Source organism: Streptomyces sp. NPDC101152 (genome assembly GCF_044768275.1).
In the GTDB taxonomy this organism is placed as follows: Bacteria; Actinomycetota; Actinomycetes; order Streptomycetales; family Streptomycetaceae; genus Streptomyces.
On the sequence record NZ_JBIWPO010000080.1, the window covers coordinates 1 to 22823 of the forward strand.

The 22823-nt window shown below is 72.1% G+C and carries 22 protein-coding genes; 8 read left to right on the forward strand and 14 right to left on the reverse strand.

The window, feature by feature from the left end; genetic code table 11:
• Positions 1-102 precede the first annotated feature (102 nt).
• From ACIRVK_RS42750 to ACIRVK_RS42760, 3 genes are all read right to left on the reverse strand, one after another.
• Positions 103-1170 carry an RNA ligase (ATP) gene (locus ACIRVK_RS42750; RefSeq protein ID WP_404257125.1) on the reverse strand — a complete coding sequence of 356 codons (1068 nt, stop codon included), beginning with the start codon at positions 1168-1170 and terminating at the stop codon, positions 103-105.
• 92 nt (positions 1171-1262) lie between these two features.
• A complete protein-coding gene (locus ACIRVK_RS42755) occupies positions 1263-1985 on the reverse strand; it encodes a 3-keto-5-aminohexanoate cleavage protein (protein WP_404257127.1) in 723 nt (240 codons plus the stop codon).
• Positions 1986-2034: 49 nt separating this feature from the next.
• Positions 2035-2637, reverse strand: a complete 603-nt coding sequence (locus ACIRVK_RS42760) for a hypothetical protein (protein WP_404257129.1) — start codon at positions 2635-2637, stop codon at positions 2035-2037.
• 245 nt (positions 2638-2882) lie between these two features.
• Between ACIRVK_RS42760 and ACIRVK_RS42765 the strand changes: the two genes are divergently transcribed.
• A complete protein-coding gene (locus ACIRVK_RS42765) occupies positions 2883-5663 on the forward strand; it encodes a penicillin acylase family protein (protein WP_404257131.1) in 2781 nt (926 codons plus the stop codon).
• 48 nt (positions 5664-5711) lie between these two features.
• Here ACIRVK_RS42765 and ACIRVK_RS42770 read toward each other — a convergent pair whose 3' ends face one another.
• On the reverse strand, positions 5712-7034 hold the full coding sequence (locus ACIRVK_RS42770; protein ID WP_404257133.1) for a serine-threonine protein kinase: 1323 nt from the start codon (positions 7032-7034) through the stop codon (positions 5712-5714).
• A gap of 187 nt (positions 7035-7221) precedes the next feature.
• On the opposite strand from ACIRVK_RS42770, the gene ACIRVK_RS42775 reads away from it, so the two are divergent.
• Genes ACIRVK_RS42775 through ACIRVK_RS42785 form a run of 3 tightly spaced genes read left to right on the forward strand, consistent with a single transcriptional unit; the run spans position 7222 to position 10290 of the window.
• Entirely contained in the window at positions 7222-7995 is a 774-nt protein-coding gene (locus tag ACIRVK_RS42775; RefSeq protein WP_404257135.1) for an SDR family oxidoreductase, read from the forward strand.
• Positions 7992-9668, forward strand: a complete 1677-nt coding sequence (locus ACIRVK_RS42780) for a class I adenylate-forming enzyme family protein (protein WP_404257136.1) — start codon at positions 7992-7994, stop codon at positions 9666-9668. The genes ACIRVK_RS42775 and ACIRVK_RS42780 overlap by 4 nt, the downstream gene beginning before the upstream one ends.
• 28 nt (positions 9669-9696) lie before the next feature.
• A complete protein-coding gene (locus ACIRVK_RS42785; RefSeq protein WP_404257137.1) occupies positions 9697-10290 on the forward strand; it encodes a TetR/AcrR family transcriptional regulator in 594 nt (197 codons plus the stop codon).
• 18 nt (positions 10291-10308) lie between these two features.
• Here the strand turns inward: ACIRVK_RS42785 and ACIRVK_RS42790 are convergent, their stop codons facing one another.
• The 7 genes from ACIRVK_RS42790 to ACIRVK_RS42820 form a co-directional block, all read right to left on the reverse strand.
• Positions 10309-11523: an acyl-CoA dehydrogenase family protein gene (locus tag ACIRVK_RS42790; RefSeq protein WP_404257139.1), complete on the reverse strand. Its 1215-nt coding sequence runs from the start codon at positions 11521-11523 to the stop codon at positions 10309-10311.
• A gap of 6 nt (positions 11524-11529) precedes the next feature.
• On the reverse strand, positions 11530-12678 hold the full coding sequence (locus ACIRVK_RS42795; protein ID WP_404257141.1) for a phosphotransferase family protein: 1149 nt from the start codon (positions 12676-12678) through the stop codon (positions 11530-11532).
• Between the two features lie 160 nt (positions 12679-12838).
• Positions 12839-13135, reverse strand: a complete 297-nt coding sequence (locus ACIRVK_RS42800; RefSeq protein WP_404257143.1) for a hypothetical protein — start codon at positions 13133-13135, stop codon at positions 12839-12841.
• 130 nt (positions 13136-13265) lie between these two features.
• Positions 13266-13583, reverse strand: coding sequence for a DUF202 domain-containing protein (locus ACIRVK_RS42805; RefSeq protein WP_404257145.1), 318 nt, complete (start codon positions 13581-13583; stop codon positions 13266-13268).
• Positions 13580-13972, reverse strand: coding sequence for a YidH family protein (locus tag ACIRVK_RS42810; RefSeq protein ID WP_404257147.1), 393 nt, complete (start codon positions 13970-13972; stop codon positions 13580-13582). Before ACIRVK_RS42810 ends, ACIRVK_RS42805 begins: the two co-directional genes overlap by 4 nt.
• A complete protein-coding gene (locus ACIRVK_RS42815; RefSeq protein WP_404257149.1) occupies positions 13969-14493 on the reverse strand; it encodes an NUDIX hydrolase in 525 nt (174 codons plus the stop codon). Before ACIRVK_RS42815 ends, ACIRVK_RS42810 begins: the two co-directional genes overlap by 4 nt.
• Positions 14494-14516: 23 nt before the next feature.
• A complete protein-coding gene (locus ACIRVK_RS42820) occupies positions 14517-15410 on the reverse strand; it encodes a DMT family transporter (protein WP_404257151.1) in 894 nt (297 codons plus the stop codon).
• A 417-nt stretch (positions 15411-15827) separates the two neighbouring features.
• Here ACIRVK_RS42820 and ACIRVK_RS42825 point away from each other — a divergent pair, with 417 nt between their 5' ends.
• The 4 genes from ACIRVK_RS42825 to ACIRVK_RS42840 all read left to right on the forward strand — a co-directional run bounded on the left by ACIRVK_RS42825 (position 15828) and on the right by ACIRVK_RS42840 (position 19807).
• The gene (locus tag ACIRVK_RS42825) at positions 15828-16769 is read left to right on the forward strand and encodes a hypothetical protein (RefSeq protein ID WP_404257153.1); all 942 of its coding nucleotides are present in this window, start codon (positions 15828-15830) and stop codon (positions 16767-16769) included.
• A 34-nt stretch (positions 16770-16803) separates the two neighbouring features.
• Positions 16804-18342, forward strand: coding sequence for an APC family permease (locus tag ACIRVK_RS42830; RefSeq protein WP_404257155.1), 1539 nt, complete (start codon positions 16804-16806; stop codon positions 18340-18342).
• Positions 18343-18444: 102 nt separating this feature from the next.
• Positions 18445-19197 carry a molybdopterin-dependent oxidoreductase gene (locus tag ACIRVK_RS42835; RefSeq protein ID WP_404257157.1) on the forward strand — a complete coding sequence of 251 codons (753 nt, stop codon included), beginning with the start codon at positions 18445-18447 and terminating at the stop codon, positions 19195-19197.
• Positions 19181-19807: a cytochrome b/b6 domain-containing protein gene (locus tag ACIRVK_RS42840; RefSeq protein WP_404257159.1), complete on the forward strand. Its 627-nt coding sequence runs from the start codon at positions 19181-19183 to the stop codon at positions 19805-19807. The genes ACIRVK_RS42835 and ACIRVK_RS42840 overlap by 17 nt, the downstream gene beginning before the upstream one ends.
• Here the strand turns inward: ACIRVK_RS42840 and ACIRVK_RS42845 are convergent.
• The 3 genes from ACIRVK_RS42845 to ACIRVK_RS42855 form a co-directional block, all read right to left on the reverse strand.
• Entirely contained in the window at positions 19745-20809 is a 1065-nt protein-coding gene (locus ACIRVK_RS42845; protein WP_404257161.1) for a hypothetical protein, read from the reverse strand. The genes ACIRVK_RS42840 and ACIRVK_RS42845 overlap by 63 nt on opposite strands.
• Before the next feature lie 86 nt (positions 20810-20895).
• Positions 20896-21924, reverse strand: coding sequence for an L-idonate 5-dehydrogenase (locus tag ACIRVK_RS42850; protein WP_404257165.1), 1029 nt, complete (start codon positions 21922-21924; stop codon positions 20896-20898).
• Between the two features lie 14 nt (positions 21925-21938).
• Complete coding sequence (locus ACIRVK_RS42855; RefSeq protein WP_404257163.1) at positions 21939-22697, reverse strand: glucose 1-dehydrogenase; 759 nt, start codon at positions 22695-22697, stop codon at positions 21939-21941.
• Between the last annotated feature and the right edge of the window lie 126 nt (positions 22698-22823).

Sequence of the window (22823 nt, forward strand, 5' to 3'; positions counted from 1 at the left end):
AGTCCACTGGCACTTCACCACCGACGACGCACGCGTGAAACTACGCCACCTCTACCCAACCACACAGCGAAAATAAGCCGCAACAAGCTACTAGCGCCGCGGTCACTCGTACTCCGTCCCGCCCTTCCTGGTCAGGTACGCGGGGCTGACGGCCTTGGCGATCGCCCGGCCGCCGGTCACCGCGCTGTACCGCTCGGGGACCGGACGGATCACCACGCCCTCCCGCAGGTGCAGCCCGCGCCCGGACACGGTCTCCCGTCCGCCGGCGAGCTCCAGCACCCGGTCGACGTCGTACGGGCCCTCGTAAAGGCGTGGCACCAACGGCAGCTCCCCGTCCAGCAGTTCGGCCGCGTCCAGCCAGCGGACCGTGCCGTCGATCTCCGCGCTGACGTCGAAGACCGCGTAGCCCAGGGTGTCGCGCCGGCCGTCCGCGCCGTAGCCGAGGTCCTGGACGCCCGCCCCGTAGACCTCGCCGAAGATCCCGACCCGGCGCGCCCCCAGCCGCTCGGCCAGGCGCGCGGCTGCCTCGGCGACACCGTGGCCGTGCACGGCACGCCAGTACAGGTTGCGCGGATCCTCCTTCAGTGCGAGGGACTTGGCCCCGAACCCCTTCGACGACACGTGCACCCGGCCGGTGTCGGCGAGATACGTCAGCAGGCAGGCCGAACCGTGCAGCTTCTCGGTCAGGACCACGCTCTCGCCCGGTGCGAAGACGTCCGGAAACCGCTGGATGTTCTCGATGTCGACCCAGGGCAGCAGCTCGGGCGCTGACTCGACCTCGCCGTTCATCGTGGGCGGGATCGGCGGCACCCACTTGGTGATGCCGAGCTCCTCGGCGAAGTCGGTCCCGTCCAGGGCCGCCCGGGCCAGGTCGACGTCCGCCAGCGCCTTCGGCCGGCACACGATCCCCTGCGACAGCTCACCGCGCAGCCGGATCGCCTTCACCCGGTCGGAGTCGGGGCCCGCCAGGCGCCCGGTCAGCCCCAGCTCCTCGATCAGCCCGGTGGGCAGCACGGCCTGCTCGGGGATGTACACGGCCACCTCGCCGGTCCGGTAGGCGCCCTTGGCGACGACGGCCCGGTACAGGCCCACCTGGGCCAGTTCGAGCGCGTCGGCGTTCGGGTGTTCGTGGACGGTCAGCACTTCGGCGGTGACGCGCAGCGTCGACATGGGACTCCTCGGTTCCTGGGTCGCTCAGTTCGGTTTCATCGCCTCCTCACTGTCCGGACGGGAAACGGGTGGAGCGACCCGATTTACGGGTGCTACCGTCGCGCGCCGCGGTACAGCTCCAGCGCCTCCGCCACCAACCGGGCGTTGGACAGGGCCGGTTCGCCGTCGGGCAGCAGCAGCGTGTCCTCCAGGCCGATGCGGGTCGGGAGCCCCAGCCGTCCCGCCAGCCGCAGCACCGGCCAGGTGCCGCCGTCCTCGCCGTGCAGCAGGACGGGACGTCCGTGTGCCGTGCCCAGCGCCGCCAGGAGGGCACGGGCGCTCGCGCCGGCCGTGTCCGGGTCGGTGTCCGTCACTTCGGCGAGCACGCGCAGAACGCGTGGGGCCAGCGGTGACGCCGCGAACCGGGCGGCGGCGTCCGTGCCCGACCAGATGCCCGCCTCGACCCCCACGCCCCGCTCGATCAGCGCGGCGGTGATCTCCTCGGCGCCCTCCTCGTGCCAGTTGACCGACGCGTGGTCCGGGAGCACCGTCCAGTCCCGGACCCGGGCGAGCCGCGCCGCCGGATCGGGTTCCGCCCAGGCGCCGGTGGTCACCCCGACCGGCACCGATACCCGCGCCCGGATGGCCTTGAGCGTCGGTGCGAGCACCCGGGGCGACAACGAGTCCCGGCCGCACGGGGTCTTGGGGTGGACATGGACGTCCGTGGCCCCTGCCGCGACGGCCCGCTCCGCCGACTCGGCCATCGCCTCGGGAGTCAGCGGCACCATCGCGCCGTCGGCTGCTCCCCGCGGCCCGTTGAGGCACACCTGAACCATGTCCCAAGCCTGCCAGGGGGTGCGGCATCCCCGGCGCACCCCCGCCTTGCTAGGCCGACACCAGCAGCCTTCCGCGCCTTGCGACCGCCAGGGCCTCGGGCCTGAGCACGGGCCGTGGTACGAGGATTCCACAGTGGGTGCAGACCGGACCCGCCGAGGGTTCGTGGTCCAGGTCGTACGTCCAGATCAGCCGTTCTCCGCCGCACACCGGGCACTCGGCACCCGGTTCGCGCTCCAGGGCGGAGATCAGCCTGCGCAGCACCTCGGCCAGCGGCTCACGGGGGTGGACCCGCGGGTCGTCGCACCACGCGACACCGAAGCCGCCCCAGGTCAGCCGGTGCCAGTCGTCCACGCTGCCCGGTCGGCGCAGCCCGTCGTGCTTCTCCTTGCGGCGCCGCTCGGCGAACTCGACCTCGTAGGCCAGCCAGACCGAACGCGCCTCCTCCAGCTCCTCCAGTGCGGCCACGAGCCGCGCTGGGTCGGGGGAGCGGTCCTCGGGATCGAACCCCGCCCGGGAGCACAAATGGTCCCAGGTCGCCCTGTGCCCGTAAGGAGCGAACCGCTCAAGGCACTTGCGCAGTGAGTAGCGCCGCAGTGCCAGATCGCACCGCGGATCGCGGACCTGTCTCGCCAGACTCCGGAAACCGGCCATCGCCCTGCACCTCCGTCACACCTGCACCTGTACTTCGGTCACTTCGGCGTAGTCGTACGCGAACGCCGCCCGACTTCACGCGACGTTGCCGAATAGACGTATCGACACGCGATTCGGCTCCATCCGATTTCCGATGCCCTCCATAAGCCGACGCGCCCACTTCCAAAACTTGACGGTTGTTCATCTTCAATCCCGGGGATACCGCCGGTAACGTCCCGGCTCACCCCTCGTCGGTAGGAGCTGCCATGCCTCGGCGTACCGCACGCACCATCCTTGACAGACTGAGAACTCCCGGCAGGCTCACCGGGTTCCTGAAGTCCGCCTCCATATGCGTCCTGATTGCAGGTCTTTTGTCCCCGCTCGCCCAGGCCCCGGCCTCGGCGGCGGCCTCCAACGACTACTGCGGCGGCCAGTGTTCCGACATCCTGCCGCCCGGTGAGAACGGCAACGCGACCCTCGCGCAGATCCTCCTCAACCAGGCCTTCGGCTCCCAGCCCGACCACGCCGAGGACCAGCTCGGCCCCTACGCCAACCTGGCCACGGGTTACTCCGGTCTCACCGACGCGAAGATCAACACGTTCTTCAACGACGCGTCGTTCGGGGTCGCTTCCGATCAGGTCGCCTCCACGGAGAAGCCGGCGGGCCGCAGCGACGTGACGATCGTCCGCGACAAGAAGGCCGGCGTCCCGCACATCACCGGTACCACCAGATACGGCACCGAGTTCGGTGCCGGGTATGCCGCGGCTGAGGACCGGCTGTGGCTCATGGACGTGTTCCGGCACGTGGGCCGCGGCCAGCTGACCACCTTCGCCGGCGGCGCCGCCTCCAACCAGGGCCTGGAGCAGGAGTTCTACCGCAACGCCCCGTACAGCGAGGCCGACCTCCAGGCGCAGATCGACAACGCCGTCGCGAAGGCCGGCGCCCGTGGCCAGACGGCGCTCGCCGACGCCAACGCCTACCTCGACGGCATCAACTCCTACATCGACGCCTCCGACTCCGGCCGCTACTTCCCCGGCGAGTACGTCCTCACCGGCCACAAGGACTCGATCACCAACGCCGGCACGATCGACCACTTCAAGATCACCGACCTGGTCGCGCTGGCCTCCGTGATCGGCTCGCTGTTCGGCTCCGGCGGCGGCGGCGAGGTCAACAACGCGATCTCCCTGCTCGCCGCCCAGTCCAAGTACGGAGTGGACCAGGGCACCAAGGTCTGGGAGGCGTTCCGCGAGCGCAACGACCCCGAGGCCGTCGTCACCGTCCACAACGGCGAGAGCTTCCCGTACGGCACCAAGCCGGCCACCGCCCAGGGCGAGGCCCTGCCCGACTCCGGTTCGGTGACGACCGAGCCGCTGGTCTACGACGCCACCGGCACCGGCGCGAGCCAGAGCGCCAACGCCGCCTCACAGGCCGCCACCAAGACGGCCCTCAGCTCGGCGAAGCGCGGTATGTCCAACGCCCTCGTGGTCAGCGGCAAGTACACGGCCAGCGGCCACCCGATCGCCGTCTTCGGGCCGCAGACCGGCTACTTCGCACCCCAGCTGCTCATGCTCCAGGAGATCCAGGGTCCTGGCATCAGCGCCCGCGGCGCCTCCTTCGCCGGCCTGAGCATGTACGTCGAACTGGGCCGCGGCCAGGACTACTCGTGGTCGGCGACCACCTCCGGCCAGGACATCATCGACACCTACGCCGTCGAGCTGTGCCAGGACGACTACCACTACCTGTACCACGGCACCTGCACGGCCATGGACAAGGTCGAGCAGGCCAACTCCTGGAAGCCGACCACGGCCGACGGCACCGCCGCGGGGTCGTACACCATGCGGGTGTGGAAGACGAAGTACGGGCCCGTGGAGTACCGGGCGACCGTCGGCGGGAAGAAGGTCGCCTACACCACCCTGCGCTCCTCCTACATGCACGAGGCCGACTCGATCATCGGCTTCCAGATGCTCAACGACCCCGGCTTCGTGAAGGGTCCGGCGGACTTCCAGGCCGCCGCTCAGCACATCAACTACACCTTCAACTGGTTCTACGCCGACTCGCAGCACACCGCGTACTACAACAGCGGTGACAACCCGGTGCGCGCGAGCGGCGTCGACCCGGAGTTCCCGGTGTGGGGGCAGGCCGCCTACGAGTGGCGCAACTGGGACCCGAGCACCAACACGTCCGACTACACGCCCGCCTCCCAGCACCCCAACTCGATCGACCAGGACTACTACATCTCCTGGAACAACAAGCAGGCCCTCAACTACACGACCGCCAGCTGGGGCGACGGCTCGGTCCACCGCGGCAACCTCCTCGAGGACCGGGTCAAGAAGCTGGTCGCGGCCGGCGGGGTGACCCGTACCAAGCTGGTGCAGGCCATGGCCGACGCGGCGCTGACCGACCTGCGCGCCGAGGACGTGCTGCCGAAGCTGCTCAAGGTCGTCAACAGTTCGCCGGTGACCGACTCCACGACCGCGGCCGCGGTCAGCAAGCTCCAGGCGTGGGTCACCGCGGGGGGCAAGCGCACGGAGACCTCGGCCGGCTCCAAGACGTACGCCGACGCCGACGCGATCCGCATCCTGGACGCCTGGTGGCCGCTCCTGGTGAAGGCCGAGTTCCAGCCCGGCCTCGGCAGCGACCTCTACACCGACCTCTCCAACAACCTGCCCATCGACGAGTCCCCGTCGGCCGCGCACGGGCCCACCGGCTCCCACGCGGGAAGCTCCTTCCAGTACGGCTGGTGGAGCTATGTCGACAAGGACATCCGGGCAGTGCTCGGTGACTCGGTACAGGGCGGCCTGGCGCAGAAGTACTGCGGCGACGGCACCGTCAGCGGCTGCCGGGACGTCCTGCTCAGCACCCTGAAGACGGCGGCCGGCGCGTCCGCGTCGACCGTCTACCCCGGCGACTCGCTGTGCTCGGCGGGCGACCAGTGGTGCGCCGACTCGATCGTCCAGCGCACCCTGGGCGGCATCAAGCACTACAACATCAGCTGGCAGAACCGGCCGACCTTCCAGCAGGTGGTGGAGTACACGTCGCACCGGTGAGCCGGTGGCGGACGATGAGTGCTGTGTGACACGGCACGGGGCGGCGGGTCAGCGGATGCGGCCCGCCGCCAGCACCACCCGGGCCAGTTCGGGGTGCACGATGTCGCTGTGCGCCCCGCACGGCGGCCCCCCGCGCCGGACCACCTCGGCGGCGTCGACGCTGACGCACCCCGAGGCGGGCAAGGTGCCTGCGAGGGCGTCCGAGAGCGTCAACGCGCGGGCGCCCGGCACCGCCTGCACCCCGTCGTGCCCCATCGCCCCCCACTTGGTGCCCAGCAGCGACCCCAGGCCGAAGCCCTCCATGATCCCCTCGTCGTCGTCGGCCATGCGGGAGGCCAGCGGGTAGAACGTCCCCAGCGCCGAGTCGAAGTGCGAGAAGCAGCACACCAGCGGTCCGTCGACACGGTTCTGCTGCCCCTGCAGCACCCCGCCCGCGTGCGCGTCGAACGGCAGCCGGGCCGCGAACGCGTAGTGCGAGAAGGCCCCCTGCAGCAGTGTCACCGACTTCACCGCGCGCACCCCCTCGGGCAGCCCGCGCAGCGCGAACGACACCAGCCGCCCGCCGAAACTGTGCCCGACCAGATGCACCCGCACCTCCGGCGCCGTGGCGGCCAACTGCCCCACCACCGGCCCGAGTCCCCGCTCGCCGACCGTCCCCGCGCGCCGCTTCATCGCGTAGTACGTCGCCTGCCGCAGCAGTTCCTTCGCCCCGTCCCAGGGATCGGGCAGTGCGAACCCCTCGCCGTCGCCACCGGACCGCAGGCCGGCCAGCGCCTGCGCGAACTCGTCGCACAGCGTCGCCGTGTCCCCGGTGAACAGCACCGGCTCGCTCTGCGGGACGCCCTCCGCGAGCGTGTCCGCCGCGAACAGCGGCTGCGGACCGCCCGGTACGACCTCCACCAGCAGCCGCACCAGCCGCCCGAACTCCGCCAGCTCGTTCGCGGGCCGCTGGTCCAGCATCCGGGCGATCTGGTCCACGACCGTGGCCCGTCCGGGGAACGTCTCCAGCAGCGCGTGCCGGGTGTCCTTGTCGAGCGCCGGCGCCGGGGCCGCCTCCGCCTCCGTGGCCACCACGGACTTCGGGAAGTCGGGGATGGGCTCGTCGCAGAAGCGCATCGAGGGCCAGATCACCCCCACGTACCCGATCCTCGCCCGCGGGGCGAGGATCGGGAGCGGCGCGAAGAACTGGTCGTAGAGCCGCGTCGCGCTCGAGCGGTCGTTGTTCCACCCGTGGGCGAAGACGATCAGGTCGCGGACGCCGCGCTGCGTCACCTCGGCGAGCAGCCGGTCCCGTTCCTGGCCGTCGACGTCCCCGTCCGCGTCGAAGGTCAGCTCCCAGTACGGACTCACGCTCATGGCCGGCTGTGTCATGACAGGCCCCCTCGTCCCCCGTGGCGGTGCGATGTGGGCGCATCGTCCTGCTACCGGGCGAGGTTGGCCATACGTGAGGACTCACTTGTGCCCCCCTGGGGCCTCCCGACCACCCTTCCGTTGGACATACCGACCGGTTAGTCTGGCCGCGCGGGGGTCGGAGCCGAGCCGCAGTCGAAGGAGACCGATGGTGGAAGCCGTTCAGGGCGCTGGAGTGGTTGTGACGGGGGCGGGAGGCGGGATCGGGGCCGCGCTGGCCCGGCGCTTCGCAGCCGAAGGAGCCCGGGTCGTCGTCAACGACCTGGACGGGAAGCGGGCCGAGGCGGTCGCCGACGAGATCGGCGGCGTCGCCGTTCCCGGGGACGCCTCCGCGATCGTGGACGCCGCCAGGGACGCGCTCGGCGGGGTCGTGGACGTCTACTGCGCCAACGCCGGGGTCGCCTTCGAGGACGGGGCCGACGGGCTGTCCGCCGACGAGAGGACCTGGGCGACCGCCTGGGACGTCAACGTCATGGCGCACGTACGGGCCGCCCACGCGCTGCTCCCGGGCTGGCTGGAGCGCGGAGCCGGCCGTTTCGTCTCCACCGTCTCCGCCGCCGGGCTGCTGACCATGATCGGCGCCCCGTCCTACAGCGTCACCAAGCACGGCGCCTACGCCTTCGCCGAATGGCTCTCGCTGACCTACCGGCACCGGGGCGTCAAGGTGCACGCCATCTGCCCCCAGGGCGTCCGGACCGACATGCTGACCGCCACCGGGAGCGCCGGGGACCTGGTGCTGCAGCCGACCGCGATCGAGCCGGCCGACGTGGCGGACGCGCTGTTCAAGGGGATCGCGGAGGACCGGTTCCTGATCCTGCCGCACCCGGAGGTCGCCGACTACTACCAGGCCAGGGCCACCCGCCCCGACCACTGGCTGACCAGCATGAACCACATCCAGCAGAAGTGGGAGCAGGTGCGATGAGCGGGTCCCGTTACGCGGACAAGCCCTGGGTGGGCCTCCTGAACGACGCCCAGCGCGGCCCGATCGCGCCCGTCGACTCGCTGGTGCACGCCCTGCGCGGCGCCGTGGCCGAGGCACCCGACCGTGACGTCATCGCCTACTTCGACGGGCGGCTCACCTACCGCGAGGTGGACGAACTCAGCGACTCGATCGCCGGGCACCTCGCCGCCCAGGGCCTGGAGCGCGGCGACCGGGTGGCGATCCTGCTGCAGAACTCCCCGCACTTCGTGCTCGCCCTGCTGGGGGCGTGGAAGGCGGGGGCGGTCGTGGTGCCGGTCAACCCCATGTACAAGTCGGGGGAGGTCGCGCACGTCCTGCGGGACGGCGAGGTGGCCGCGCTCGTGTGCTCCGACCGCGCCTGGGAGTCGTACCTGCGGCAGACCGCCGCCGACTCGCCGGTGCGGATCGTGCTGACCGGGTGCGAGCTGGACTTCCAGACGCGCGGCGACACGCGCGTACTGAACTTCGAGCGGCTGCCGCAGGCCGACGACGCCGAGGACCTGGTGGCCGTGGCCCGCGCCGGGCACAAGGCGCCCGCCGGGCGTGACCTCGGGCCGTCCGACATCGCGCTGATCAGCTACACCTCGGGCACCAGCGGCACCCCCAAGGGCGCCACCAACACGCACGGCAACATCATGTACAACGCCGAACGGCAGCGCACCGGGCTCGCCCTGCCCGACGCCCCCGTCTACTACGCGCTCGCCCCCCTCTTCCACATCACCGGGATGGTCTGCCAGCTCGGGGCCTGCCTCAACAGCGCCGGGACGCTCGTGCTGACGTACCGCTTCGAAGCGGGGGTCGTGCTGGAGGCGTTCGCCGAGCACCGGCCGCACTACACCGTGGGACCGTCGACGGCTTTCATGGCGCTGGCCGCGCACCCGGACTGCACGCCGGACCACTTCTCGTCCTTCGTCAACATCTCCAGCGGGGGCGCGCCGGTGCCGCCGGCGCTGGTGGAGAAGTTCCGGGCGGGCTTCGGGCCGTACATCCGCAACGGCTACGGGCTGACCGAGTGCACCGCGCCCTGCGCCTCCGTGCCGCCCGGCCTCGAGGCGCCGGTCGATCCCGTGTCCGGGACGCTGGCCGTCGGGCTGCCGGGGCCGGACACGGTCGTACGGATCGTCGACGAGCAGGGGCGGGAGATGCCCTTCGGCGAGCAGGGGGAGATCCTGGTGCGCGGGCCGCAGGTCGTGCCCGGCTACTGGCGCCGCCCCGACGCCACCGCCGAGACCTTCCCCGACGGCGAGCTGCGCACCGGCGACATCGGGTTCATGGACGAACAAGGCTGGCTGTACGTCGTCGACCGAAAGAAGGACATGATCAACGCGTCCGGCTTCAAGGTGTGGCCGCGCGAGGTCGAGGACGTGCTGTACACGCACCCCGCGGTGCGCGAGGCTGCCGTCGTCGGGGTGCCCGACGGGTACCGCGGGGAGACCGTCAAGGCGTACATCAGCCTCCGTCCGGGCGCCGAGACGGACCCGGATGAACTCGCGGTGTACTGCAAGGAGAGACTGGCCGCCTACAAGTACCCGCGCCAGGTGGAGATCCTGCCCGACTTGCCGAAGACGGCGAGTGGGAAGATCCTCCGTCGGGAGCTTCGTTCCCGTAGGCAGGCCGGCGAACAGAACGCGTAGGAACGCTCGGAAGGCAGGTGGCGACAGAGTGCCCAGGACGACGGACGGTGACGGCACGCCCGTCCCGCAGCGGCTGCTGGCCGCCGCCACCCGGCTCTTCGCCGAGCAGGGCTACGACCGCACGTCCGTGCAGGAGATCGTCGAGGCGGCCGGGGTAACCAAGGGAGCGCTGTACCACTACTTCGGCTCCAAGGACGACCTCCTGCACGAGGTGTACGCGCGCGTGCTGCGCGTCCAGCAGGAGCGCCTCGACGCCTACGCGAACGCCGACGAGCCCATCGAGAAGCGGCTTCGGGGCGCGGCGGCGGACGTCGTCGTCACCACCATCGAGAACCTCGACGACGCGATGATCTTCTTCCGCTCGATGCACCACCTCAGCCCGGAGAAGAACAAGCAGGTGCGCGCCGAGCGCCGGCGTTACCACGAGCGCTTCCGCGCGCTCATCGAGGAAGGACAGGTGGCCGGGGTCTTCTCGACGGCCACCCCGGCCGACCTGGTGGTGGACTACCACTTCGGTTCGGTCCACCATCTGTCGACCTGGTACCGCCCCGAAGGACCGATGAGCCCGCAGGAGGTCGCCGACCACCTGGCCGACCTCCTCCTACGGGCTCTGCGTCCCTAGGTCCCTAAGGGGCCATGGTCACAGGTACTTCTTCAGCTCCCGCCGGGCCAGCGACCGCTGGTGCACCTCGTCCGGGCCGTCTGCCAGCATCAGGGTGCGGGCGCCGGCGTACAGCTCGGCCAGCGGGAAGTCCTGGCTGACACCGCCCGCGCCGTGCAGCTGGATCGCGCGGTCGATGATGTCGACGACCGTGCGGGGAGTGGCGATCTTGATGGCCTGGATCTCGGTGTGGGCGCCCCTGTTGCCGGCGGTGTCCATCATCCAGGCCGTCTTCAGCACCAGCAGGCGCAGCTGCTCGACCGCCACGCGCGCGTCGGCGATCCAGTTCTGCACGACGCCCTGCTGGGCCAGCGCCTTGCCGAAGGCCGTGCGGGAGACCGCCCGGCGGCACATCAGCTCGATCGCCCGCTCCGCCATGCCGATCAGCCGCATGCAGTGGTGGATCCGGCCGGGGCCCAGGCGGGCCTGCGCGATGGCGAAGCCGCCGCCCTCCTCGCCGATCAGGTTGGTGACCGGCACGCGCGCCTCGTCGAAGACCACCTCGGCGTGGCCGCCGTGGTAGTGGTCCTCGTAGCCGAAGACCTGCATCGCGCGCTTCACGGTGACGCCCGGGGTGTCCCGGGGGACCAGGACCATGGACTGCTGGCGGCGGATGTCGGGCCCGTCCGGGTCCGTCTTGCCCATCACGATGAAGATCCTGCAGTCGGGGTTCATCGCCCCGGAGATGTACCACTTGCGGCCGCTGACGACGTACTCGTCGCCCTCGCGCCGGATGTGCGTGGTGATGTTGGTGGCATCGGAGGAGGCCACCTCCGGCTCGGTCATCGCGAACGCCGAGCGGATCTCGCCGGCCAGCAGCGGCTCCAGCCACTGCTTCTTCTGCTGCTCGTCGCCGAACTGCGCCAGCACCTCCATGTTCCCGGTGTCCGGCGCCGCGCAGTTGAGAGCCGTGGGCGCCAACTGCGGGCTGCGGCCGGTGATCTCGGCGAGCGGAGCGTACTGGAGGTTGGTGAGCCCGGCGCCGTACTCGGCGTCCGGCAGGAAGAGGTTCCACAGGCCCTGCCGGCGCGCCTCGGCCTTCAGCTCCTCGACCACGGCCGGGGTGTCCCACGGGGACGGCAGCCCGGCCCGCTGCTCCTCCGCCACCGCCTCGGCCGGATAGACGTACTCGTCCATGAAGGCGAGCAGCTTGGCGCGCAGTTCCTCGGTGCGCGCGTCGAACGCGAAGTCCATGGTCTCTCAGCCTTCCTGAAGGGTGGTCAGGCCGTGCTCGATGAAGACGGGAACGAGGTCCCCGATGCGGTCGAAGCCCTGCCCGACCGTCTGGCCCAGGGTGTAGCGGTAGTGGATGCCCTCGAGGATCACGGCGAGCTTGAACCAGGCGAACGCCGTGTACCAGGAGACGGCCGAGACGTCGCGCCCGGAGCGGGCCGCGTAGCGCTCGACCAGCTCGGCGGGAGCGGGGTGGCCGGGGGCCTCGGCGGTCGTGGAGACCGGCGAGTCGGGCATCCCGAGCGGCAGGCTGTACATCACCAGCAGGCCCAGGTCGGTGAGCGGGTCGCCGAGCGTGGACATCTCCCAGTCGAGGATCGCCGTGATCTCGTCGACGCCCTTTGTCGGCTCGTTCCCCTTCGAGGCGCTTTCAGCCGGCGCCGAGCCGGCGATCGTGCTCGGCCCTTCGGGCCTCCGCGCGTTCGCCCGCTCGGCGCCGGCGCGCCCCTCCGGCTCACTCGCGGTGCCGATCAGGACGTTGTCCAGGCGGTAGTCGCCGTGCACGACGGCCGGTGTGGGAGAGGTGGGCAGCCGGCGGCCGAGGGTCGCGTGCAGTTCGTCGATGCCGGCCAGGTCACGGTTGCGGGAGGCGTCCAACTGCTTGCCCCAGCGGCGCAGTTGGCGGTCCAGGAAACCCTCGGGGCGGCCGAAGTCGGCCAGGCCCACCTCGCCGGGGTCCACGGCGTGCAGTTCGACGAGCGTGTCCACCAGGGACAGCACCGCCCCCCGAGTGCGCTCCGGGCCGAGCGGGGCGAGCTGATCGGCCGTACGGTACGGCGTCCCCGCCACGAACTCCATGACGTAGAACGGCGTCCCGAGCACCTCCTCGTCCTCGCACAGCAGCACCGGCCGCGGCACGGGCACGTTCGTCGGGTGCAGAGCGCTGATCACCCGGTGCTCGCGCCGCATGTCGTGCGCGGTGGCCAGCACGTGGCCGAGTGGGGGGCGCCGTACGACCCACTTCCCGGTGCCGTCGGAGACCGTGTACGTGAGGTTCGACCGTCCGCCCTCGATCAGCCGGCCGGTCAGCGGACCGTGCACCAGGCCGGGGCGCTCGCGGTCCAGCAGGGCGCGCAGCCGGTCGAGATCGAGGCCTGGCGGATGGTCGGGGCTCATCGGTGCTCCTTCGCGGGCGCGTGCACGGGACCCGACCATCATGCCGACTGGTCGGTATGTCGTCCAGTGCCGAACGGCGAAGTGACCGGAGCCACCCTAGGCCGACAGCTCCCGGCCAGGTGCGGCGGGGAGCTGTCGATGGGGCGGTACCGGCCGGATGTCAGTGATCGTCCCAGTGGTCCGCGTGGGCGGCGTGGCGGTGGCCGTCGTGCAGGTAGTCGACGTGGTCGCCGTGCAGCACGCTCGCGTGGCCGCAGCCGTCCCCGTGGCGGTGGTCGTGGGACTGGTGCGCTGTGTGGCCCTCGGCCTCGCACTCGTCCCAGTGCCCGGCGTGCTCCCGGTGCAGATGCCCGTCGTGCGCGTAGTCGGTGTGGTCGCCGTGGGGGACCTCGGTGTGGCCGCAGGCGGGGCCGTGGGTGTGGGGGTGGGAGGCGTGTTCCAGGTGGGTGGTGGTCATGGCTCGCCTTCGTATTGCGGGGGTGACGACCGTCAAGGCTGCCACGCAGGGGGTGATTTTCCGGGCATCCGGCGCATATCGGTTGCGTGGCGCGCCCTCGGGAGGGCGGCGCCCGGCGCACCGGCCCTGCTCAGAACACCAGTGCCGCTCCGCACGCCGCCATCGCCGCCGCGCACAGGACGACCGCCGTGGCGTGGCGTGGGGCGAGGGGAGCGGGGTCCGGCGTCGACGCGAGGCCGCGGATCCGGCGGTGGGCCAGGAGGAGGAAGGCCAGCCACAGGACGCAGGCCAGCGCACAGGCGATCACCCCGCCCGGAGAGGCGCCGCCGTGCAGTGCCGTCTTCACGGCCAGGACGGCGGCCACGGTGCCCGCCAGGGTCGTACGGCGCCAGGCAAGGCGGGTGCGCTCCGGCTGGAGCCCGGGGTCGCGGCTCTCGGCCGTGCTCACCCCTCCCACCCCACCAGCACGACCACCACCATCGTGAGGGCCACGACCGCGACCACCACGCCGAGCAGGGCCGGGAAGCGGGAGACCGGCAGGTCCTCGCCGCGGCGCATGGCCTGTTCGCAGCGCATCCAGTGGTTGACCGCGCGCAGGGAGCACAGCACTCCGGCACCCAGCAACGCGAGGGCGAGGCCCACCCGCCAGGCCCAGCGCAGGTCGGGCAGGAACTGGTCGACCGCGAAGCCGCCGCCGATGAGGGCGAGGGCGGTGCGCAGCCAGGCGAGGAAGGTGCGCTCGTTGGCCAGGGAGAACCGGTAGTCGGGGGTGTGGCCCTCCTCCCGGACCTGCTCCGGGGCGAACCAGAGCCGGATGTTCCGGGCGAAGTCGATCACGTCGAGGCCCCCGGCCGGTGCGCCTTGAGCCGCTGGTACGCCGCCAGTCCGTCCGGCACCCACTCCCACTCCGGCAGCCGCCGCTCCACCTCGGCCTCGGTGAGGAAGTCGTGCCAGGCGACCTCCTCGGCCTGCGGCCGCACCGGCAGCTCGCAGCGGACCTCGTACACCGCCGACCACCAGGTCCGGCCCGCGCCGCCGTCGTACAGGAACTTGAAGAGGAAGCGGGGAGCGGGCAGGCCCGTCACGCCGAGTTCCTCCTCGGCCTCGCGCAGGGCCGCCTCGTCGTAGGACTCGCCGGCGCCGACCACGCCGCCGACGAACATGTCGTACAGGGACGGGAAGACCAGCTTGGTCGGGGTGCGGCGGTGGACGAAGAGGCGGCCCTCGGCGTCCCGGGCCTGGATGAAGACGCAGCGGTGGCGCAGGCCCTTCGTGTAGGCCTCGCCGCGGGGTGAGCGGCCGATGACCTGGTCGTGCTCGTCGACGATGTCGAGGATCTCGTCTGCGGGGGTCGTCATGGGTCCATCCAAGCAGGACGGACTCAGTTCGCCTGCAGGTCCCGCATCCGTTCCGGTTTGCCGCTGCCGGCCGGCATGCAGGGGTGCAGGCCGAGCAGCACGATGCCGGCGACGATCGCCGCCAGCCCGGTCGCCTCCCAGGCCAGGGCGCCGGTGTCGGTGCGCAGCCGGTCGCCCAGGAAGCCGACCCCGCACAGGATGCCGGCCAGCGGCTGGGCCGCGGTGAGGGCGGGCAGGGACATGCGCAGGGGGGCGGTCTCGAAGGCGCTCTGGACCAGGATCAGGCCCGTGACGCCGAGCGCGACCACGCCGTACGGCTGCCAGGCGGTGAACAGCGCGGTGAAGCCGCCCTCGGAGAAGCGCTGGCCGCTGACCCGGGTGAGGGCGTCCTGGACGCCGTACAGCAGACCGGCGGCGAGGGCGAGCAGGACCGGGCCCGAGCTCAGGCGGGAACGCTTGGCGAAGGTCGTCAGGAGCAGGGCGAGACCGGTCATGGCGCCGATGATCAGCCAGTGCCGGAAGGGATCGGTGACCGCGCTGCCGCCACGGGGCCGGCCGGCCACGATGAACGCGGTGACGCCGCCCGCCAGCAGGACGAGGCCGGCCCAGCCCTGGCGGCCCAGCGGCTGCCGGGTCTGCCGGCGGGAGAGGGCGAGCGCGAACAGGAGGTTGGTGGCGAGGAGCGGTTCGACCAGGGAGACCTCGCCCTGGCTCAGCGCGACGGCCCCGAGGACCATGCCGGCCACCATCAGCGCGATGCCGCCCAGCCAGCTCGGTACCCGCATCAGGTCAAGCAGCAGGCGGGGCGAGAGGAAGTCGCCGAGGGGGGCGTGCTGTGCCGCGTTCTGCTGGAGCACGAAGCCGAAGCCGACGCAGCAGGCCGCGCTCACGGCGAGAACCAGAACCAGAACCGACACGCTGCGTACCTCGATGATTGGGCCGGGCTACGGGGGCGTTTGGGTGACTGTAGCGTCCCAGCGCCCGGCGTGCCCCTGGGAGTACCCGGATTCGGGCGGTGGACCCGGCCGCCCCCGTCCCGGCGATCGGCGGATCGAGGGCGGTGACGTGGGCCGTCCGGCCATGGTGGGGGCAGGGGGCGGGCCGCGCCATGGCGTACGCCACACGCGGTCGGGCCGTCGGTTTCGCCCCAAGGATGTCCGGATCTCAACTACCTCGTGGGCAACGGAAGTTGACGCGTGTCAGGTGCCTTCGACCCTTGACGTAAACCGTTGGCTGCCGGTTTGCTGTCCGTGATCTGTCGAAGGCAGTCAGAAACCCCGGCAAGGCACTCCGAGACTCTCAGGCCGACCGCGCCGCGTGAGGAATCCCCCAAGGTGACTCCACCCCCGCCACCCCTCGGCCGGGGCCGCAGACGTGCGGCCCAGGTCATGGACGCGGCTCTCGACGACGGCGAACTCGTCGCCGCCCGGGCCGCGTTGGCGCAGGGCCGCTGGCAGGCGGCACGCGGGCTGCTCGCCCGCACCGGGGACGACTGGGACCGGCGCGGCCACCAGGCCGTCGTGCTCGCGCGGGAGCGGCACGCCGCTGCCTGGGCGCGGGACTGGCTGCTCGCCGAACCCGACTCCGGCGACGCCGCACTGCTGCTCGCCCTGGCCCTGGTCGAGTGCGCCTCGCGGGGCCGGGAGAAACCGGAGCGGGCCCGCGAGGCCTGCCAGGACGCCGCCCGGCTGCTGCCCGCCGACCCCACCCCCTGGCTCGGGCTGCTCCTCCTGGAGCGCGACCGGGACCCGAGCGAGCGACTCTTCGAGCAGGTCAGGGCCCGGCACGCCGACCACCACCACGCCCACCACCTGATGGTCGCCCGCCTCGCCGAACGGCACGCCGACGCGGGCACCGACCCGCTGCACGAGGTCTACGACTTCGCCAACTGGGCCGCCGAACAGGCCCCCGCGGACTCCCCGCTCGCCATCCTGCCGGTCATCGCACACGCCGAGCGCTACCGGGCCCTCGCCCTCGCCGGCCACGAGAGCGCCAACCCCCTCGCCTCCCGCCACTGGACCGGACGCCGGGCCCGGCAGGTCATGAAGGCGGCCTTCGACTGGTGGCTGGAGTGGGAGCACGAGGGCCACCCGCGCCGCCTGGTCGACCTCAACTTCCTGGCCCACGCCAAGGTCTGCGAGGGCCGGGGCGCCGAGGCCGCCGCCCTGTTCCACCGGATCGGCGAGCACGCCACCGCGGCTCCCTGGTCCTACCCCGACCGCGATCCGTACCCCGCCTTCCGTGCCGCGCGCGCCGCCGCGCTCGGCACGGCGTGACCCATCCGACGCCGACCCCGAGGACGGTCCCCTCATGGCCACCGAGAAATCCAGCGCGAGCAGACCCACCAGCGGCATCAGCACCTTCAAGGGCGAGGAGCGCGCCCTGCGGGCCGACCGTCTCGGCACGGGCGGGCTGCTGCTGTCCGTGCTCGCCGCGACCGCTCCCCTCATGGTGGTCGCGGGTGTCATGCCCACCACATTCGCGGTGATGGGGATCGTCGGCCAGCCCCTGCTGTTCGTCGTCCTCGGCGTCGTGCTGATCCTCTTCAGCGTCGGCTACGCCGAGATGAGCCGGCACGTGCACAACGCGGGCGCCTTCTACGCCTACATCTCCCGCGGCCTCGGCGGCACCGCAGGGGCGGGCGCCGCCCTGGTGGCCCTGGTCGCCTACAACGCCCTCCAGGTCGGCATCTACGGCATCTTCGGCTTCGAGGTCTCCGGGCTCTTCGCCACCTACGCCCACCTGGACCTCGCCTGGTGGATACCGGCACTGGTGGCCCTCGCGGCCGTCGGCGCGCTCGGCTGGCTGAAGATCGACCTCAACGCGCGCGTGCTGGGCGTGCTGCTGGTCATCGAGGTGATCCTGGTGGTCATCTTCGACGTCGCCGCGATCGCCGACCCGGCGAGGCAGGGCCTGTCGCTGCACGCCTTCAACCCCGACACGCTCTCCGGCGCGGGCGTGGGCACCGCGCTGTGCTTCTGCATCGCGGCCTTCCTCGGCTTCGAGCAGGCCCCCGTCTACGCGGAGGAGACCAGCCGGCCGCACGTCCTCGTGCCGCGCGTGATGTTCCTCGCGGTCGGCGGCGTCGCCGTGTTCTTCGCCGTCAGCTGCTGGGCGCTGACCGTCGCCGCGGGCCCCTCGCAGGTCGTCGGCGTGGCGCAGAAGGAGAGCGCCGGCATGCTCTTCTCGCTGACCGACTCCCGCCTCGGCTCCACCTTCACCGACGTCCTGCACGTCCTGTTCGTGACCGGCATGTTCGCGGCCATGCTCAGCTTCCACAACGTCGTCGCTCGCTACACCTTCGCCATGGGCCGCGAGGGACTGCTGCCGCGCGCCTTCGGCCGCACCGCCGGCGCGAGCGGCGCGCCCGGCACCGGCTCGCTGCTGCAGACCGCCGTGGCGGCGGTGCTCGTGATCGTCTTCGCGGTCGCCGACGACAAGCCCACCGGCGATCCCACCGCGCCCGTGCTGCACCTGTTCACCTGGTTCGGCAACATCGGCGCGCTCGGGGTGATCGTGCTGATGGCGGCCGCCTCCGTGTCGGTGATCGTCTTCTTCGCCCGGCGCGGGGCCGCGGCCGCGCAGGCCTGGCGGCTGGTGACCTCTGCGCTCGCCGCCGCGGCCCTGCTGGTGATCGCCGGCTACACCGTCAAGGACTTCGACGTCCTGGTCGGCGCCGGCCCCGACTCGGCGCTGAGCTGGGTGCTGCCCGGCGTCATCGGCCTCGCCCTGGTCGTCGGCCTCGTCCAGGGCGTCCTCCTGCGCTCCCGCGCACCCGAGGCACACGCCCGCATCGGACTCGGCAACGAGGCGTTCCAGCTGGACAAGGCGGCGCAGGAGACGGCGTAGCACCGGCCCGCTCCTGAGAAGCCCGTAAGAAGTGATTACGGAACCCTGACGAGCACCTCCGATTCCTGGCCCCGCGGGGGTCGCCGGTGTTCGAATGGACGCGTGAACTCTGGACACTCCGGTGAGCCCGGCGAGCCCACGGCTCCCGCACCACGCGGTACTCCGGTGGGCCGCCGGGTCCTGCTCGGCACCATCGGCCTGGGCGCCCTCGGCGTGTTCGCCGCGCCCACCCTGCAGAACGGCCTGGAGGGCTTCCTCGGCGCCGTGGCCGGCAAGGACCCCACGGGCCTGACCGGCCTGCTGCCCAACGGCGGCGGCTTCCGCTACTACTCGGTCGCCTCCTCCGTGCCGCACAAGAACGCCACGAACTACCGCCTCACCGTGGACGGACTGGTCGACCGCCCGAAGACCTACACGCTGGACGACCTGCGCGCCCTGCCGCAGACCCGGCTGGTCAAGGACGTCCAGTGCGTCACCGGCTGGCGGGTCCCGGGCACCCCGTTCGAGGGGGTCCGGCTGTCCCGGCTGCTGGACGCCGCCGGAGTGCGGTCCTCCGCCGCGGCGGTGCGCTTCACCTGCTTCGACGGCACCTACACCGAGAGCCTCACCCTCGACCAGGCCCGCCGCTCCGACATCCTGGTGGCGCTGCGCATGCAGGACAAGGACATCGGCCACGACCACGGCGGCCCGGTCCGCCTCTACGTGGCGCCGATGTACTTCTACAAGTCGGCGAAGTGGCTCTCCGGCATCACCGTCACCGACAAGGTGGAGCCGGGCTACTGGGAGCACCTGGGCTACGACGTCGACGCCTGGGTCGGCCATTCGAACGGGCGCAGCGATGTCCCTACGAGCTGAGGCGCACACCCCGCAGACCACCCAGGTCCGGCGGTTCGGCCCGGTGCAGAAGTGGGTGCACCGCACGACGGCCGCGCTCATGGGCGTCTGCGTGGTGACGGCCGCCTTCCTCTACGTCCCCCAGCTCGCCGAACTCGTCGGCCGCCGTGAGCTGGTGGTCCGCGTCCACGAGTGCGCCGGGCTCGCCCTGCCGGTGCCCGTGCTGGTGGGCCTTGTCTCCCGCCGCTTCCGCACCGACCTGGGCCACCTCAACCGCTTCGGCCCGCACGACAAGATGTGGCTGCTAGCGGTCCTCAGCCGCGACAAGCGCCGTTCCTCGCGTCCCGCTGCGAAGTTCAACGCCGGGCAGAAGATCTACGCGTCCTGGATCGCAGGGGCGACGCTGGTCATGCTCGGCACGGGCCTGATCATGTGGTTCACCCACCTCACCTCGATCGCGTGGCGCACCAGCGCGACCTTCGTGCACGACTGGCTGGCGCTGACCATCGGCATCGTCCTCGCCGGGCACATCGGCATGGCGATCGGCGACCCGGAGGCCCGCAGCGGGCTACGGACGGGGAAGGTGAGCCAGGAATGGGCGAAACGGGAACATCCCCTCTGGCGTCCCTGAGCTCGGGCTCGGGGTGGCGATCGCGGGCTGCGACTGGCCCGGTGACGGGAGTGAGGCTGTGGGCGCCGTGACCGTGAAGGCGTTCGTCAGGCGGGCCAAGGCGGTGCCGTAGCGGACGACGACGTCGACGGACTGCGGGTAGGCGGCGGGCGCCGGTACGACGGCGGACAGCACCAGCTCGTCACCCGACCCGGACCGTGCCACGAGCGGACCGGGCAGCCGCTGCCCGCCGATGGACACGCTCCCGAACCGCAGCAGTTCGGCCGGGTCGAAGTACATGCCCCGCACCTCGATGCCGACGGTGTCCCCGGGCTGCGCCTCGGCGGTGTCCACCGCGGCGATCCGGTAGACGCAGGCGGGCGCGCCGCCCGAAGAGGCCTTGGGCCGCACGGTGGCGGCGGGGTGGTGCCGGTGGAAGTCCAGCAGAGCGCCGAGGACGGCGTAGGCGGCGCGGCCCTTGCAGGTGTTCACCTTGCCGGCCAGGGCGGCGCGTTCCTTGGCGACCGCGCCCCAGTCGCCGCCTCGGCCCTGCACGGCCAGACAGGCGGTGGCGAGCGCGCGCAGCACTCGCCACTCCGGGGCCGCCGAGGCCGCCGGAACGACGCCGAGGGCGGCCCGGCACCGGCCGGGGTCCCGGAGCAGGTCGTAGACGCTGGATGGATCAGCGGTGGCGTCGGCGTTGGGGGAGGCCGGGCCGGGAGGGAGCCACGCCGGGCTGACGAGACGGCCGTGGCTCGGGGGCTTCGGCACGTCACGCGTGGGGCCGGGGAGGTCCGGGCGCACGGCCTCGCCGGCCGCACCGGCGGGCGACTGCCGGGGCGTGGGCGACTCAGGCGCCGTGCGATGACCTGGGGTCGGCGAGGGCCCGACGGTCACGATCGAGCTGCCGCCGCCCCCGCTGTCCGGTCTGCCACTCCCGTCACCGGAGAAGGCCGTGACGGCCACCGCCACCGCTCCGACCACGAGCAGCCCCGAGATGCGCATCCCGAGGGAAACCGCCATGACGCCCCCCGACACGGTCGGCCCCCGGAGGCCGTGTCCGAGGGTCTCCTCATGATGAGGCCGAGCGGGCCCGTGGGGAAGCCGCTTCAGGCACCGAAGTCGAGCAGCACCTTGCAGGACCGGCTCCGGTCCGCCGCCAGCGCGAAGGCCGACCCCGCCTCCCGCACCGGGACCACCGCGCTGACCAGCCCGTCGAACGCGGGCTCGGCCGCGAGCAGCCGCAGCGCCTCGTCGAACTCGGTGTCGAACCGGAAGGCGCCCCGCAGTTCGATCTCCCGGCTGACGACGAGATTCCCGGCGAAGGGTGACGGCCCCGGCGGCAGCATCCCCAGCTGGACCACGACCCCGCCGCGCCGCACCAGCCGCAGACAGGTGTCGAGCCCCGCGGCCACCCCGGACGCCTCCACGGCCACGTCCGCCTCGGACGGCCACCCGGCATCGTCCGGATCGTCGGCCCGTACGACCGTGTCCGCGCCGGCGACGCGGGCGTACTCCAGGGCGGCCGGCAGGAGGTCGGTGACCGTCACCCGGGCGGCCCCCGCGGCCCTGGCCGCCGCGACGACCAGGCAGCCGATCGGCCCGGCCCCGGTGACCAGGACGTGCCTGCCGGTCATGTCACCGGCCCGGCGCACCGCGTGCAGGGCGACGGAGAGAGGTTCTGCGAGGACCGCCCGGCGCAGCGCCAGCCCCTCCGGCAACGGCCTCAACTGCCCGGCGGGGACCACCACTCGGGCCGCGAAACCGCCCTGCACGTGGGGGAAGCGGGCCGCGCTGCCGAGGTAGCGGGTGTCCCGGCAGACGTTCCGGCGTCCGTCCCCGCACTCGGGACAGGCGCCGCACGGGGTCGCGGGATGCACGGCGACGGCCGTACCCACCGGGGGACTCGCGGGTGACGGGAAGCCGTACCCGACGACCGTCCCGACCACCTCGTGCCCGAGCAGCATCGGCTCCCTCAGGCGGAAGTCGCCGACGCCCCCGTGCTTCCAGTAGTGCAGGTCGGAGCCGCAGACCCCGCCGTAGCGGACCGCGACCAGGGCCTGCCCGGGACCGGGTTCCGGCACCGGCAGCTCCGCCACGCGCAGGTCGTCCGGGCCGTGGATCACACAACCGAGCATCCGCGGGGCCCCGTTCACAGCACGCTCGTCATTCCGCCGTCGACATACAGCACCTGCCCGCTGACGAAGTCCGCGGCGGGCGAGGCCAGGAACAGCACCCCGCCCACCAGGTCCTCCGTACGGCCCCAACGGCCGGCCGGGGTGCGACGGCGCACCCAGGCGCTGAACTCCTCGTCCTGGACGAGGGGCTGGGTCAGTTCCGTCTCGATGTAGCCGGGACCCAGCCCGTTGACCTGCACGCCGTGCGGGCCCCAGTCGGCGCACATGCCCTTGGTCAGCATCTTCAAAGCGCCCTTGGTGGCCGCGTACGGCGCGATGCCGGGACGGGCCACCTCGCTCTGCAGGGAGCAGATGTTGACGATCTTGCCGCGCCCGCGGGCCGTCATGTACCGGGCCGCCTCCCGGCCGACCAGGAAGGCGCTGGTGAGGTTGGTGTCCAGGACGCGGTGCCAGTCGGCCTCGGTGAACTCCAGGAGCGGGGCGCGCAGTTGCATGCCCGCGTTGTTGACGAGGATGTCCAGGGAGCCGACCCGCTGTTCGACATCCGCGATCCCGGCGGCGACCGCCGGTCCGTCCGTCACGTCGAACACGGTCGTGTGGACCTCGCCGGGCAGCTCCGCGGCCGCCTTGGTGAGGCGGTCCGCGTCCCGGCCGTTGAGGACCACCGTGCAGCCGGCCTCCGCGAGGCCCCGGGCGAGGGCGAGGCCGATGCCCCGGCTGGAGCCGGTGACCAGGGCCCTGCGGCCGCTGATGTCGAACAGGGGGTGACTCATCCGTGTACTCCTAGACGAACTCGTACTCCTGGGGGGTGTTTTGAAAGCCCCGCACAGCACCCACCGCGCCCGGCACGCACCCTCGCCGCACCGGCCAAAGGCCCGAGTAGCTCCTCCCCCACTCTC

Bases quoted from the DNA above. Each gene is read 5' to 3' on its own strand.
- ACIRVK_RS42770 (WP_404257133.1), bottom strand. From the start codon at position 7,034: ATGACACAGCCGGCCATGAGCGTGAGTCCGTACTGGGAGCTGACCTTC.
- ACIRVK_RS42765 (WP_404257131.1), top strand. From the start codon at position 2,883: ATGCCTCGGCGTACCGCACGCACCATCCTTGACAGACTGAGAACTCCC.
- ACIRVK_RS42850 (WP_404257165.1), bottom strand. From the start codon at position 21,924: ATGCTCGGTTGTGTGATCCACGGCCCGGACGACCTGCGCGTGGCGGAG.
- ACIRVK_RS42790 (WP_404257139.1), bottom strand. From the start codon at position 11,523: ATGGACTTCGCGTTCGACGCGCGCACCGAGGAACTGCGCGCCAAGCTG.
- ACIRVK_RS42840 (WP_404257159.1), top strand. From the start codon at position 19,181: ATGTCCCTACGAGCTGAGGCGCACACCCCGCAGACCACCCAGGTCCGG.
- ACIRVK_RS42855 (WP_404257163.1), bottom strand. From the start codon at position 22,697: ATGAGTCACCCCCTGTTCGACATCAGCGGCCGCAGGGCCCTGGTCACC.
- ACIRVK_RS42750 (WP_404257125.1), bottom strand. From the start codon at position 1,170: ATGTCGACGCTGCGCGTCACCGCCGAAGTGCTGACCGTCCACGAACAC.
- ACIRVK_RS42815 (WP_404257149.1), bottom strand. From the start codon at position 14,493: ATGACGACCCCCGCAGACGAGATCCTCGACATCGTCGACGAGCACGAC.
- ACIRVK_RS42845 (WP_404257161.1), bottom strand. From the start codon at position 20,809: ATGGCGGTTTCCCTCGGGATGCGCATCTCGGGGCTGCTCGTGGTCGGA.
- ACIRVK_RS42780 (WP_404257136.1), top strand. From the start codon at position 7,992: ATGAGCGGGTCCCGTTACGCGGACAAGCCCTGGGTGGGCCTCCTGAAC.
- ACIRVK_RS42830 (WP_404257155.1), top strand. From the start codon at position 16,804: ATGGCCACCGAGAAATCCAGCGCGAGCAGACCCACCAGCGGCATCAGC.
- ACIRVK_RS42755 (WP_404257127.1), bottom strand. From the start codon at position 1,985: ATGGTTCAGGTGTGCCTCAACGGGCCGCGGGGAGCAGCCGACGGCGCG.
- ACIRVK_RS42775 (WP_404257135.1), top strand. From the start codon at position 7,222: ATGGTGGAAGCCGTTCAGGGCGCTGGAGTGGTTGTGACGGGGGCGGGA.
- ACIRVK_RS42760 (WP_404257129.1), bottom strand. From the start codon at position 2,637: ATGGCCGGTTTCCGGAGTCTGGCGAGACAGGTCCGCGATCCGCGGTGC.
- ACIRVK_RS42795 (WP_404257141.1), bottom strand. From the start codon at position 12,678: ATGAGCCCCGACCATCCGCCAGGCCTCGATCTCGACCGGCTGCGCGCC.
- ACIRVK_RS42800 (WP_404257143.1), bottom strand. From the start codon at position 13,135: ATGACCACCACCCACCTGGAACACGCCTCCCACCCCCACACCCACGGC.